Origin of the sequence: Vibrio cionasavignyae (assembly GCF_050337155.1) — a bacterium.
Classification (GTDB): Bacteria; Pseudomonadota; Gammaproteobacteria; order Enterobacterales; family Vibrionaceae; genus Vibrio; species Vibrio nomapromontoriensis.
This window is the reverse complement of the sequence record NZ_JAKJSR010000011.1, coordinates 461,291-474,955: the sequence shown is the minus strand read 5'-3', so window position 1 is coordinate 474,955 and position 13,665 is coordinate 461,291. Positions and strand designations below refer to the sequence as shown.

16 protein-coding genes are annotated in these 13,665 nt (G+C 42.5%); 10 read left to right on the top strand and 6 right to left on the bottom strand.

All coding sequences use genetic code 11. The features are described 5' to 3' along the window. The first annotated feature begins 111 nt into the window (after positions 1-111). Positions 112-540 carry a L,D-transpeptidase family protein gene (locus L4D74_RS07775; RefSeq protein ID WP_428751576.1) on the top strand — a complete coding sequence of 143 codons (429 nt, stop codon included), beginning with the start codon at positions 112-114 and terminating at the stop codon, positions 538-540. Between the two features lie 150 nt (positions 541-690). On the opposite strand, the gene L4D74_RS07770 is transcribed toward L4D74_RS07775, so the two are convergent. After that, positions 691-828, bottom strand: a complete 138-nt coding sequence (locus tag L4D74_RS07770) for a hypothetical protein (protein ID WP_428751549.1) — start codon at positions 826-828, stop codon at positions 691-693. 203 nt (positions 829-1,031) lie between these two features. Between L4D74_RS07770 and L4D74_RS07765 the strand changes: the two genes are divergently transcribed. Further along, complete coding sequence (locus L4D74_RS07765) at positions 1,032-2,876, top strand: SgrR family transcriptional regulator (RefSeq protein WP_428751548.1); 1,845 nt, start codon at positions 1,032-1,034, stop codon at positions 2,874-2,876. On the opposite strand, the gene L4D74_RS07760 is transcribed toward L4D74_RS07765, so the two are convergent. Further along, positions 2,873-3,493, bottom strand: coding sequence for a hypothetical protein (locus L4D74_RS07760; protein ID WP_428751547.1), 621 nt, complete (start codon positions 3,491-3,493; stop codon positions 2,873-2,875). The genes L4D74_RS07765 and L4D74_RS07760 overlap by 4 nt on opposite strands. 126 nt (positions 3,494-3,619) lie before the next feature. Next, positions 3,620-4,495: a DMT family transporter gene (locus L4D74_RS07755; RefSeq protein ID WP_428751546.1), complete on the bottom strand. Its 876-nt coding sequence runs from the start codon at positions 4,493-4,495 to the stop codon at positions 3,620-3,622. A gap of 270 nt (positions 4,496-4,765) precedes the next feature. On the opposite strand from L4D74_RS07755, the gene L4D74_RS07750 reads away from it, so the two are divergent. Continuing rightward, a complete protein-coding gene (locus L4D74_RS07750) occupies positions 4,766-5,251 on the top strand; it encodes a GNAT family N-acetyltransferase (RefSeq protein WP_428751545.1) in 486 nt (161 codons plus the stop codon). Between the two features lie 202 nt (positions 5,252-5,453). Then, positions 5,454-5,984 (top strand): GNAT family N-acetyltransferase, encoded by a 531-nt coding sequence (locus tag L4D74_RS07745; protein WP_428751544.1) that lies wholly within the window; start codon positions 5,454-5,456, stop codon positions 5,982-5,984. Positions 5,985-6,115: 131 nt separating this feature from the next. On the opposite strand, the gene L4D74_RS07740 is transcribed toward L4D74_RS07745, so the two are convergent. Next, positions 6,116-6,295, bottom strand: coding sequence for a hypothetical protein (locus L4D74_RS07740; protein WP_428751543.1), 180 nt, complete (start codon positions 6,293-6,295; stop codon positions 6,116-6,118). Between the two features lie 612 nt (positions 6,296-6,907). Between L4D74_RS07740 and L4D74_RS07735 the strand changes: the two genes are divergently transcribed. Together L4D74_RS07735 and L4D74_RS07730 are read left to right on the top strand one after the other, a co-directional pair. Beyond that, complete coding sequence (locus L4D74_RS07735) at positions 6,908-8,032, top strand: carbohydrate porin (protein ID WP_428751542.1); 1,125 nt, start codon at positions 6,908-6,910, stop codon at positions 8,030-8,032. Between the two features lie 318 nt (positions 8,033-8,350). Further along, positions 8,351-8,506, top strand: a complete 156-nt coding sequence (locus tag L4D74_RS07730) for a hypothetical protein (RefSeq protein WP_428751541.1) — start codon at positions 8,351-8,353, stop codon at positions 8,504-8,506. 140 nt (positions 8,507-8,646) lie between these two features. Here the strand turns inward: L4D74_RS07730 and L4D74_RS07725 are convergent, their stop codons facing one another. Continuing rightward, the gene (locus L4D74_RS07725) at positions 8,647-10,017 is read right to left on the bottom strand and encodes a YjiH family protein (RefSeq protein ID WP_428751540.1); all 1,371 of its coding nucleotides are present in this window, start codon (positions 10,015-10,017) and stop codon (positions 8,647-8,649) included. A gap of 335 nt (positions 10,018-10,352) precedes the next feature. On the opposite strand from L4D74_RS07725, the gene L4D74_RS07720 reads away from it, so the two are divergent. From L4D74_RS07720 to L4D74_RS07705, 4 genes are all read left to right on the top strand, one after another. Beyond that, the gene (locus L4D74_RS07720) at positions 10,353-10,976 is read left to right on the top strand and encodes a hypothetical protein (RefSeq protein WP_428751538.1); all 624 of its coding nucleotides are present in this window, start codon (positions 10,353-10,355) and stop codon (positions 10,974-10,976) included. A 118-nt stretch (positions 10,977-11,094) separates the two neighbouring features. Next, a complete protein-coding gene (locus L4D74_RS07715; protein ID WP_265677750.1) occupies positions 11,095-11,388 on the top strand; it encodes an isoamylase early set domain-containing protein in 294 nt (97 codons plus the stop codon). A 150-nt stretch (positions 11,389-11,538) separates the two neighbouring features. Further along, positions 11,539-12,861, top strand: coding sequence for a peptidoglycan DD-metalloendopeptidase family protein (locus tag L4D74_RS07710; protein WP_428751537.1), 1,323 nt, complete (start codon positions 11,539-11,541; stop codon positions 12,859-12,861). Positions 12,862-12,886: 25 nt separating this feature from the next. Continuing rightward, the gene (locus tag L4D74_RS07705) at positions 12,887-13,237 is read left to right on the top strand and encodes a hypothetical protein (protein WP_428751536.1); all 351 of its coding nucleotides are present in this window, start codon (positions 12,887-12,889) and stop codon (positions 13,235-13,237) included. A 206-nt stretch (positions 13,238-13,443) separates the two neighbouring features. On the opposite strand, the gene L4D74_RS07700 is transcribed toward L4D74_RS07705, so the two are convergent. Then, positions 13,444-13,605 (bottom strand): hypothetical protein, encoded by a 162-nt coding sequence (locus tag L4D74_RS07700; protein ID WP_428751535.1) that lies wholly within the window; start codon positions 13,603-13,605, stop codon positions 13,444-13,446. Between the last annotated feature and the right edge of the window lie 60 nt (positions 13,606-13,665).

The window sequence follows — 13,665 nt, the reverse complement described above, 5'->3', positions numbered from 1 at the left end:
TCATCATCACCAATGCTACAACGAGCTGTCGTTCCAAACGGTACTAAAATCAATCCCCCCGTGAGTTCCAGCTTAGCCCTCGACTCTGAATTACAAACAAATATTGACCGCATGGCGGTGATAGACCGCGTCGAAGTAAAAAAATCGATACGCAGAATGTTTTTAATGTCAGGTGAAATCGTCGTAAGAGAATATCGGATCTCACTCGGCCCGAACCCGCGGGGTCATAAAGTCCAGGAGGGAGATAATCGCACACCAGAAGGAAAGTATTACTTGGATTTTGTCATGAATGATTCGGCATTTTATCGTTCGATGCACATCAGTTATCCGAACTTACGTGATCGTCGTCGTGCTGAAGAGTTAGGTGTCAGTGCTGGTGGTAATATCAAAATCCATGGACTCAAAAATGGCTATACCAAGCCAGTTGAGTTTATTCAGAGCTTTGATTGGACCAATGGCTGCATTGCCATTACTAACACAGAAATGGATGAATTGATCACCTTGGTTAAAATTGGGACGCCGATCTATATACGATGGTAGTTATATTCGATAGTAGTTATATCCGACGGCAGCTACGTTCGATAGAAGCTGTATTCGACAGTAGAGGGAGCGATGGCAACAACATAATGATTTGTTGGGGGTTGGAGCATAAACCGTGATGATGAAGCCATCGCAAATCAGAATGAGAGTCTAAAACTGGCAAAGCCCAATGAGTAGCGTTAATGCTAAGCGGTGTAGCTTGCTTTTATCGCCAGTTAATTGGTTCAGGTAGTACTTGGTCATAGGGCGACTGTTGTTGTCAGTTTGTTGTGTGGTTAAATGTTTCATAGGAAGCTACCTTGTTATCAGTGGGGGGGGTAATAAACTAACGCTGATTGCTATGTTGCTATTATCGTATTTATAAGGAATAAAAAAAGAGAGTGATTTTCTTTGTGTTTGTTCCGGTTATTGTAAATATCAGTCAATAATTCAAATTTTCGCCGACTTATACTAAAATAAGGAACAAACTTAGCTTGTTGTCGGTAGGTATCTTGGAATCATCAAACCTTTTTCGCTATTACTCTAGACTGTTAGATTATCCTCTTGGTCAAGAATGTAAGGTACTGTTGGCCGATGTTGCAGAGCATTTGTTCACCAGTCCTAGGCATGCCCGCACATTACTCAAGCAGATGACGGAGCTAGGGTGGGTTAACTGGCGGCCACAGTCAGGTCGGAACCAGCGCTCTACACTCGCACGCTTATACAGTACTGAAGAGGTAAAGAAGCAAGTTGCTAAGTCTTGGGTAACGGCGGGTAAATATGAAAAAGCTCTCGACTTTCTTGATGGCGACCAAGTGTTGTTTGGTACTTTGCTACAGCAAACCTCGGGAGCGGTATTAAAAGAAGGGCGAGTCAATGTTCAGCTTACTTATGATCGCTCTTTTGAACGTCTTGTTCCTCACAAGCCTCAGCGAAATAGTGAGCGTTTTCTCATTCGCCAGCTTTATTCGTGTTTGGTTTCGATGGGGAAAGACGGTAATCTGCTGCCTGAACTGGCCCATTATTGGCAAAGTGAGGACTCATTTCGTAGTTGGAGCTTTCATTTAAGACCGGGACTACAATTTGATAACGGTGACGCGATCACGGCTCAAGTGGTCTGTGACTTATTATTAATGTTGTCTAAGCTGCCTTTCTATAAGTATGAGTTGGATCATGTGATGTCCGTTGAGGTTGTTCATGATCTTAAGTTTGTGGTGACGCTAGCTCAACCAGATCGCGGCTTTTGTGCACTGTTAAGTGATCTGAAATATTCAATTCAACCTCCGCAACAGCTTAATGATGCTTGGAGCCTCACAAATAGAATAGTGGGTTCAGGGGTATTTTTATTACAAGAGCATACCGACCAGAAAGTGTCTCTATTAGCCAATGAACGCTATTTTTCATTACGAGCCTTAACGGATGAAGTGACGATCTGGTTGCTTAACAACAAGGCAGTGAATGATCCTTCCGTACTTTGTGAGCATGCTTTGCTTGGCGGTAAAGTCATTAATACAGACTGTGGTAATACGGCGCCGGCTGCGCCGCTGATTGATGTTCATAGTAATAACTTGCTAGCACAAGACTCAATTCGAAGTAACTCAATGACGCCTACTCAGCATCAGAGCACTTTATCGCACCACGGTTCTCAAATACGTATCGAGGATGGGTGTTTGTTTTTGCTGTTTAATCAAAACAAACGAACTCAACGCCTGGGTGTAGAGCAGAGAAAGTGGTTGAGTGAATGTTTGCGAGGGGAAGCGATTTGGCAAGCTCTAGTGGAACTTCAAATGACATTTGGGGCACAGGTTGCGCATAATTTTTTCCCTTTCTGGCATCAGGTTAAGCGAATTCGCGCAATGCCTACCGATCTTCCATCCTCTCTCACTATCGCAGTTTATGATCATCGTGGATTAATTCGCTGTAGTCGAGCCATTCAGTTTATCCTTGCGAGCCTAAATGTGACCGTCTCGATAACGGTTTTGCCGCACCGAGAGTTTCTAAAGCAGGCGAGAGAATGCGTGTTGGATTATGATTTGGTGTTAACCAACTTCAATTTGGATGACAATCGTCAAGTATCGGCGATGCTTGCGTTTGTAAGTGATCCGATGATTGAATCGGTATTGAGTGAAGAATCGAATGGCTGGTTACGCGATCAACTTAATACAGTAAGGGAGTCTATTGTCGCTCGAGATTATCTTGAGCATTTAGAGCCTATTTGTTCTGCTTTAATCTATGAAGGTTACGTCAGCCCAATGTTTCATCATAGACAAACATTGAGCTTTCATGGCGTGATTAAAGGGGTCGAAATTACCACATGGGGATGGCCTCAATTGAGAGAGGTTTGGTCCGACGATTAAGTTTGCGTGGTGTCTTTATCATTGAGGCGTTGGGTAATAACTTTCTGATTTTCTGTGGTTGTTTCCAGTGCGCTTGCCGTCTTGTGAATGGCGCTCGCCATTTTAGATACATTTCTTGTGGCGAGTAAAATGGTGCCTTGCATTGGGCGTAAAATAAACCAGTAAGCGGCAATTAGCGCTAATACGATAGCGAGAACGACAACACCAAGCAGTAATAAAACATTAAAACGAACGTCATAGACAAAGTTTTTGGTACTTTTTGCTATCGAATTTTGTGACTGTTCCAGCGCGCCCGGTAAAGCAATCAAAGATGCTTTTGATAATTCAGTAAGTTCGTCAATATTTTCAATCGTATCAACAAGAACTTGTCGTTGCTCTTCATTTAAACTTTCATTCTTTGATAGTAACGTTAAAGATACCGCTAGGTTATCAATGGATTGACTCGATTGATTAATAGACGCTTCAATACCCTTGAGGTCAAGCATCATGGTTAGGTTGACGAGAGGTTGTCCCGCTTCTGAGTCTGGGGCTTGTGTGTTATCAGAACTGGTATTGGCCATGCACATGACTGGAAATAATAGACTTAAAAGCAGCGATTTGAGACTGAAGTTCAACATAATTCATCCTAAAAGGTGGAAGCGTAATCGACGCTTAAACTAGACTAAATAGCGCTGAGTTACCAATTATCCTTTTGTATCTAATTTGAAGTGGTATTGGCGATACTGTTTGTTTTCTTAGCGGTATTATTGTGAGCGCACTTTACTGTATGAGACAAGTGCAATACCACCTAGAATCAGTAGGGTAGCAATACAAGAATAGACCGTTATTTTCTCGTTGATAAATATCATCCCAAGCACTAATGCAATGATAGGGACCGTAAGCTGTAACAAGGAGGCTTGTAAAAGGTCGATTTTGGGCAGCAGTAAATACCATAAATAGTAGCCAATAGCTGATGCACCGATACCAGAAAGTAACGCAAAGCTAACGCCTTGCGTTGTCAGGTGGAGTGGGGTCATGCTGAAGAGCGCGCTACTTAAGTAGAAGATCACCATTAAACTGGCACCGAATATAAAGCCCTGTTTGGTTGCAACTAGAGCTTGGTTGGTTTGCTTACCTAAAATTGTGAAGATCCCCCAACTTAACCCCGATAGTGACATTAATATCGCTGCCCCGAAATCAGGCTGCTGTTGAGAAGGCTGCATGAGCGTGACAAACCCCGCTATGGAAACCCCAATGCCAACCACTTCCATTTTTGAAATGACGTGGCCTGTTAATCGGTGATAACCAATGAGCGCTAGTTGAACCGTTCCGAAAAGAATCAGTGCACCAACGCCGGTATCTAATCGGTCATAGGCAAGAGAAAATAAGATAGCGTACCCCAAGAGTGACACACCTAAATAACAAGAGGGTAGAAATCCAAGTGAAGATGAGTCTGAGCGACGTGCTGATTTGAATGACAGCAGTGCAAGTAATGTTAACGTGATCGCGCCACTTAAGAGGCGAATAAGCGTGTAGCTCATCGGGTCGATGACTTGGAACCCCAACGCATAACGCGCAAATAATGAATTGAGCGCAAAAGCCGTCATAGTGATGGTTGCCAGTAAATAATTTGAATTCATAGTCTTACCATCGTGTGTTTCATTTGGAGTGTCAGTGTGAAAAGCCTGCGTAGCTTTGATAGTAGCGTGTTGAGTCTGAGAGTGAAATCACATCTATGTTCTATCTTATTCCTCCGTGTTCCTTTTTAGCGTTATCGCTGCGTTAATGACTAAGGGTATGGTTTATGCCAATAAATTCCTTTCAATCCTAAGGGGTTATCCGTTAACCTGTTTTTGTTGCGCATGACTTAACATGAGTTGCACGTAAGTTAACATTAATAGGAAATCATTATGCAGGTACAAATAGTAGAAATAACGGAACCACATAATGATGCAGTTCGGGATATTATTAAGCGAGTCGGTGCCGAGTTTGGAGCGATCGGTGAGGGATTTGGTCCTTCGGATGATGAAGTGAATGCTATGAGCGCTCACTATAGTACTGGTTTAAGAAGCCTATATTTGATCGCATTACTTGACGGTAAAGTGGTTGGTGGCTGTGGAGTTGCTCCTTTTGGTCGCGAATCTAACGTTTGTGAGTTAAAAAAATTATTCTTACTCCCTGAAAGCCGGGGTAATGGGATTGGTAAGGCGCTGACGACCCAATGCTTATCTTTTGCTAAAGAGCAGGGCTTTACCTCGTGTTATTTGGATACGCTAGCTGGGATGAAGTCAGCGATTCACCTGTATGAATCGGTGGGTTTTCAGCATTTAGATAAGCCTTATCCGGGTACGCTGCATAACGGTTGTGATGTTTGGATGACGAAGTCTTTACTTTAACCAAGCTTACGACTGGTGAGGCCGACTGTATGCAAGGTAAGTCATTTTGGGCTAAGCGTAAAATCATGCGCTGTAAACGATCGGTTTCAAAGGATAATTGCGCGAACCATTAGCTTTTACGTAGCATAGATTGCAATTTGTTTACATTTTATTAGTATGTAATCAATGGATATGACAATAGTTAAGCAGTAGGTACTATTAAATGGATTTTAAAATAGCAGAATATTCTGATTATAAACGTATCGCTCAGTTGCATGCTGAAAGTTGGCAATTGAGTTATAAAGGGATGATGCGACAATCGTACCTTGATGAACAAGCCTTGGATGATAAGCTGTTGATTTGGCAGGCGAGACTGTTAAACCCACCATTCAGCCAACACGTTATTTTGGCGGAGGAGCAGGGGGAGTTATTAGGTTTTATCTGCCTATTCGGTAATCACAGCGCCGAGTTCGGTACTATTATTGACAATTTGCATGTGTCTTCTTCGGCGCAAAGGCGAGGGGTCGGTCAGACTTTGCTGTCACAAGCGATGGAGTGGGCGGAAAAATACTACCCTGATAATGGCGTGTTTTTAGAAGTGCTTGCAGATAATAAAGATGCGGTGCACTTCTATGAATCTGTTGGTGGTGTAAGAGCATTAAGTCAACGAGGAGACTCACCTTGCGGGAAAAAAGTTGATGAGTTTGTTTATACATGGCCAACGCCACAGGAGTTAGCCACGGTATCGAGATAATGGATTCGCGCACCCATTGGTGACGCTGTCACTTTATGGCTCGTGTTATCTTAGAAGAACCAAACGCAAAGAGGCCAGCATTATGCTGGCCTCTTTGCGTTTGGTTTTCTCAATTGATGACAGATAGTCTGCTATTTACGCTGATGGTGAGAGGTGAGCGAACGAATCATATCGATCTCTTCCTCACTCAACAGTTCACGACTTCGTTTTGTAGTCGTCATCGCTTCTATAAAGCGTTTCACTTCAAGTAACTGAGCGTTATTTAGGTCATGCACTGTCGTTACGATTTCCTTTTCTAGAGTTCTTTCCATAACGTTATGCCTCCAATCAACATAGCTTCTATGTTTTAAACTAGTTCAATCTCGGCTAATAGCAAGAAATTATTAAGAGACATGTTGCTTATGCGTTAAAATGGCGACGTCTTAGCAAGGGGCGTCTCAGTAGGAGTATAGCGACGAGTTGCCATGTCGTATTATCGAGGTTTAAATTGAACCCAGATTAGTCAGTGACTTACAATTATAGAACTATTAGTTAACACTATTGCAGCAATGTTTCTTATTGTTTCATTAGTCTACACCGTGATCTCAATCACTGAATTTATTTTTCCTGATAAAAAGTTCCCATCAATTACATTAAAAAATATCTTTTATGCTAAACATATATTTATTTATATATAACTAATTGATATATAACGATATTGGCATTTATCTAAAAGCGTGATTTAGATAGGCATTTTTAAATTATTAGGATTGTCGATATTCTTTTTTTTAGTGAAACTTTACCTCGTTCATTGGATATATAACTTTTAAGCATCTTAATTATTCCCTTTGTAAATGAGTGGCTCATAGAAGCTAACCAAACAAAGTCGGATGTATAGAGCTGAACAATAAAAACAAAACTTATTACATTTCTCGGGGTTCATAATGAAAAACACATTTAAGCTTTCGCTTGCTGCAATCTTAGTGTCAACAGCAATGGGTGCCAATGCTGGAATCAGCATTGTTGATAATGAAACAGGTAACTTCTCAATCGGCGGTGACGTTGAATTCGATTTCAACTTTGAGCGTTTAGAGCGCGCAAATGAAAAAGAAAATGCATTCAACCAATCTGGTCGTATTCTGCTTGAGTTTGCAGGTGAGCGTTACACGCAAAATGGTCACGTATTACAAGTCAAAGTGCAGCCATTGATGGAAAGCAGCGGTAATGTAGCACTAGATGATGCGTGGTTCGCATTTGGTGCGCAAGACGGTTGGAACATCCGTATGGGTCGTTTTGAAGCGTTTGATATGTTCCCTGTAGGTCAAGATACATTCCTTGAGTACTCCGGCGATACAGCTAACGATCTATATCGTGATGGCGCGGCATATGTTTACCAAATGAAAGAAGGTCGAGGCCGTGGTTCTGATGGTCAAATCATGTATAGCCAAAATTTCGGTAACTTGTATCTTGAGTTAGGTTCTATGATTGGTGACCGCTCTGTGTTGTTTGGAAGCCCAACAGGGACTACCGACAAGGCGAAATATCACGGTGAAACAGTTAAGAATAATAAAGACTCTGTATTGCTTCGTCCGGTAGTTGGTTATCAAGCTGGTAATTTTGGTATTGCTGCCTCTTTGGAAGCAAACTTAGTTAAAGATGCGGTTATCACAGAAACATCAGGTGTAGATATTTCAGACCGTAAAGGCTACGGCATCACAACTAATTACTCGACAGCTGACTGGAATTTGATTGCTAACTTTGCGTACATGGACGCGGTAGACGAAGATAACATGACTGTTGGTGTCAATGCGCTTTATAAAGGTTTTGGCCTTGGTTATGTTCATGCTGCCAACGAATATGAATCAAAAGAGCTAGGAAGCTACGCTGACGGTAAGGCAAAAGTTGATACTGTATACGCTTCATACGAGTTTGCTGATGTATTAGCTGTTGATGACTTTTCAATCTACCTAGGTGCGTACTACACGAAGGTAGACGACAAAACGGCACAGAAAATCTTTGAAGAAAACCAAGATACAGGCATGCGTGTTCGTTTCAAATACTTCTTCTAAGCTCGTCGCTTAAACGTATAGAATTAAAACACTGCTAATAAATGTAGATAAACGGAGCCGATAGGCTCCGTTTTTTTATGTCTGGTATAAAGGAAAACAATGATCGTCACTTTGGGTACTCAGCATAGTGTTTGTGAATGATCCTTGTTGTACAGCGTGTAGCAGGATTACAGCGAGGCTGCTGCTTTGATGCTCTCAGGGTAGATGCGTAGTCGCTTAGTCGTCTCTTACTTGTGGTCTAGTTGTGATTGAGTGGGCTGACATCATCACGCTCGAATCACATACCATAGAGTTGTCTTAATAAGACATAAGTGATGGATGGACATTCACAACGCAGAGCGCTATATCGGCCAGTGTGCGAGTTTAACGCTACGGGTGGCGTATCCTCCAGTGAGCAATAATCAGGTCTCTCACGGCTCTGAGCTGACGTTGTTTACCGATCAAAACGTCGTTTACCGAGTAAAAAGATATTGAGGAGTGCATGTTGTAGCGTAGCGGCATAATTGCTCTCTACGTTAACCCAATGACGGATGAAGAGAGAAAGTCGAGAAGGTAAAGATGCGTTGCAATAAAAAAGGCTCGCCGAAGCGAGCCTTTGATTTTCGTATTCGTGATTAGAAAATCAGGTGAGCAACACCAGCAATCACAGGTAGCGTAATCAGTGTACGCAAGATGAAAATAGCGAACAGTTCGATAATATTAACTGGGATACGGCTTCCTAACAGCAGAGCACCGACTTCAGACATGTAAATAAGCTGCGTAACCGACATTGCTGCAATGACGAAACGAGTCATTTCGTTGTCAATGGAAGCGGCAAGAATCGACGGGATGAACATGTCAGCAAAACCAACAACAATCGTCTTCGACGCTGCCACTGCCTCTGGAACGCCCAATAACTCAAGGTATGGGATGAACGGAGTGCCTAATACTTCAAACACGGTTGTGTATTCCGCAATGACCAGAGCAACGGTACCCAGCCCCATGACTACAGGAAGCACACCGAAGACCATGTCGACGGCATTCTTGATACCTTCACCAAATACTGACTTAGCAGAAGTAACAGTGCCTGAGCGTCTAAGCGCCATATCCAACCCCCAAGAGAAGGTGGACATGCCTGCAGGGGTGACTTCTGCATCGGCAGCAGGTTTGGTGCCATCAATAAATACGTCTTTCTTATTTCTAAGTGGTGGAAGGCGAGGAATAATGATGGCAGCAACGATACCCGCTAAGCAAATAGCGCCATAAAATGGTAAGAATAAGTGTTCCAATTCAACCTGAGCAATAACCACAAGGCTAAACGTAATCGACACCGCCGAGAAGGTAGTACCAATCACCGCCGCTTCGCGCATGGTGTAAAATTTGGCTTCGTATTGCTTACTGGTTAATAGAATACCGACGCTGCCGTCTCCAAGCCAAGACGCCATACAGTCAATCGCGCCACGGCCAGGTAAGTTGAATATCGGGCGCATAATTTTACTTAATAGCGCGCCAAACAACTCTAATAGACCGAAGTTGAGCAGCAATGGAAGGAGTAATCCAGCGAAGATGAATACCGAAAACAGTGTTGGTAATAAGCCCTCTAAGACCAGCCCACCAGTGTTCTCTTCCCAAATGGCTTCAGGACCAAATTGAAAGTAAGTCATCATGGCTGCAAGGCCGCCAATAAGTCTTACCACCAACCACATTGGGCTTGGGTTGAATAAGCCATTTAGGAAATCGTTATTGTTGATAAAAGCAGGCTTAAAAATGCGAGTTAAAATAGACGCTGCTGCCATCAAAGCAATAATTGCGGTGACAAGAGGGACGATAATGTCGCCAACTGCCGCTTGTAGAGATTTGGCTAAAACGGCGACAGGAATCGTCAAACCACCATCGTAGCTAATAGGTGCCATGAACAGGAATAAACCCACTAATGACGGGATGAAAAACATCCAGAAATTGCCTTTTTTGCCTGTCTCAGGGACAGGTTGAGCGCTATTTTGCATTTTTATCTCGTGTTACAACTAGTTAATATCAGCGGTTCCATCGCTTGATTATTCACTAAACATCCATATTTGCTCAAGTGGGGCAAAGATTACTTTTTTTTGCGCGTCGAAGCAATACTATTCATCAATGAAGACTAAATATTCATAATCTACGCAAACTTTGCCCTGCTTTATTCATCCTTGGTGTTAGCGATGGTTACAGTATAGTGGCTAAGAGAAGGTTTGAGTGTGCGGTTTAACTCGCTACACTATAGAATCTAAAGCAAAGGTGGTACCGAAGACATAGGGTATCGAAATGGAATTGTTTCAAAATATGGAATCAGAGCTAAACCAGTATGAAAAGAAAAAAGTTGCCTATCCCGCTCATTTTATTAGTGCCAATTGTCTTGTTGCTTATTGTTGTCATTGCAGGGGTTTATCGATTCTCGTTAACGGATGAAGAGATCTTAGCCAAATTTCCCTCACAGCAAATGCAAAGTGATGCGGTGGTAAATCAAATTCTAGGACTATCTACGCCAAATCCTTGGACGCTTCAGGTGCCAGATACCAGCGCGTTTTCTTTACTGACTGATATCGACGAGGTTAAGCAAGTCGCATCGGGACGATACGATAACGGTATGGAGCGCGGTCATGTTTACTTGTTGTATCAATTTAAACAAGAGCAAATGGAACAAGGTGTGTTGTCCAAAGTCATTGTGCCTTTTGCGGTCAGTAATCAAGGGTCTGGTGTGTTTTATTACTTAGGATTGTTTGATTGGGATACGGCAAGACAAAGGATCATTCTTGTAGACTCTGTGTTGCTTGGTGACAGGGTGCAGGTGTCTATGGTGGACTGGAAACATCACATTGAAGTGCGTTTTAAACAGCATGCCGCAGGGCAGGCGATGAGTGAGAGCCCGCAGAAAGAGGTCACGTTAACGTGTGAAACTGCAAAAATCAATCAGCTAAACTGCCAATAATTCCCTTGTGTTATTGGGCTATTTGATAATTTTCTCGTGCTCTCAGTGTTGTGAATGTGAGTTTAATTGAATAGTATGCATCTAGATGTTGTTAATTTTTGTACAAATGGAGCTTGCGATGATCAATAAGCGTTTTTTTAAAACGAAAGATGAAGTAGAGGTAACGTTCGAACTCGATGCAGCGAATGTTGATAGTGTGGTGTTGATGGCAGAGTTTCATGATTGGCAGCCAATTCAAATGAAGAAAGTCGCCAAATCTAAGTCGTTTAAATACCGTACTCGACTGCCAAAAGGCGCGGAGTATCAATTCCGTTATCTGGTTAATGATACGGAGTGGGTGAACGATGCCGAAGCGGACCACTATGTACCGAATGGTTTCGGCGCTGATAACTGTATTGTTAGAACGGCTTAAGTTAGAACGGCCTAATTGAAATGGTACCATATTGATGAAAAGCGAAGCTCATAGCTTCGCTTTTTTACATTCCAATCACATGTTTTACGTTTTCTTTCCCTAACGACTGATGCAATTGACATCAGAAAAGTTTACTCTATTAGCCTTCTTATGAGCTGCATTGGAACCATTGTGCAATCAAATCAAATACCGGGCGAACCAAGTGCGGCAAGCACTCAGGCTCGTAACTCAAAATTAAAAAGAAGCATTGCTTTCACCGTGCCGTTTTTGGCCGCCTTTGCTTTTTTACACAGTCTGCCTGACTCTACGTTAAAAGGAACGGTTGACTTAGATCTTAATGACTCTCCTATCGTCGAGGCATTGTCAGCCAATAAAACCGTAGAGGTTCAGCCTCCTAAATACGCTTATACAGTTCAATCTGGAGACAGCTTAAGCCAAATTTTTGATCAGCTTGGTTTCCCTTACAGAGATATGATGTCTGTAATGGAAACAGACCTGAACTTCTTGGTGCTAGATACGCTGCGTCCTGGCGATAAAATTCGCTTTTGGCAGGATGAGGAAACTCAAGCTCTGACGAAGTTAGAATTAGGTCGTAATGTCGCGGAAAAAGCCGTTTATCATCGATTAGATGATGGCAGTTTTGAATTCGAAGACATTTCAATACCTGGCGTTTGGAAAAGTGCTGCGCTTGTTGGTGAGATTAATGGCAGCTTTTCGGCTTCTGCTAATAAACTTGGTCTTGGTCCAAATGAAATTAGCCAAGTCGTTACCTTGTTAAAAGATAAGATTAATTTTGCTCGAGACTTGCGTGCTGGCGATCAATTTGAAGTCGTCAAAAGTAGTCAAACGGTAGAGGGTGTACCAACGGGAAACTCTGAAATTCAAGCGATTAAGATTTTTAATCGTGGCGCTATGTACTCGGCTTATTTGCACTCGAATGGTCAATACTACGATGCCGCAGGTGAAAGTCTGCAACGTGCCTTTATGCGCTACCCAGTAAAAAACACCCGAATTACGTCGGGTTTTAACCCTAACCGCCGTCACCCGGTGACAGGACGAGTTTCGCCACATAATGGTACCGATTTTGGCGTGCGTACTGGTACTCCTGTGTTAACCACAGGGGACGGCGTTGTTGCTATGGTGAGGAATCACCCTTATGCAGGTAAGTATGTTGTTGTTGACCATGGTGGTCCATATAAAACCCGTTATCTACATTTAAGTAAGATATTGGTGAAAAAGGGACAGAAAATTACCCGTGGGCAACGCATTGGCTTATCTGGTGCTACCGGGCGTGTAACCGGTCCCCATTTGCATTATGAGCTAATCGTTCGTGGTAGGCCGGTTAACGCTATGCGTGCAAACATTCCTATGGCAGACTCTGTGCCAAAGAGCGAACTTAAGCAATTTATCGCCCGTCGAGATGAGCTGGATGCGATGCTTAAGAAACAAGAAATGAAAGTTGCGAGCTTATAATCGCAACCACAATATGGTGACACTAATGCAACAAGATGAATTCGAAAAGTTGGTAAAAGAGCTGTGTTTATTTAAAGCACTACCTGATGCGTTAAACGCACTAAAAGCATGTGACGATGAAGATGTTGCAGAAGCGGCAGAAAGCCTAACTGGTCAGTTTGCTTTGGCGGATGTCGATGGTGATCAACGTATCTATCATGTGTCTGTTCGAACCAATGATGCTGGTGAAGATGAAGAGTATGTTGAGCACATTATGAACGAAGGTGATGATGTCATTAAATTTGTCGCTTGGTTCTTTGATGCTCTTTTTGACTTAAAGCAAAGCGATACGTACAAAGCGGCTGGTAAAACCTATATGCAACCTAAACGTTCATAGACCACTTGCTTTAGCTCAAGCTACAAGAACACAAACTAAAGACTAAATAGAAACGGCGCTCTAAAATGAGCGCCGTTTTTTTATCTTTTATTTATCATGACCAGCTATGCAATTTGGCTAACTATGCCGATTGCCGTTACAAACCGAATCTCTGTTATAAATCGATTTGTAACTAATTAATCGAAGTAGCTAATTTATTGAAGTAGCTAATAGGAAGACTGGCAACGTTCACAAGTGTGTTCGGTTTTAACACCTACTTTCTGCCCGTCTTGAGTATGTTGCTCATTCAGTTCAAAAACATCCTGCGTCGTGACGGCATTGCAATTTGGGCAGTAATCATGCGTTACATAAAATTGTAGATCATCCATTTCGTTTCTCCTCCGTTTTTCTATATGCAAAAGATAACAATTCAGCAACATATTCGCATC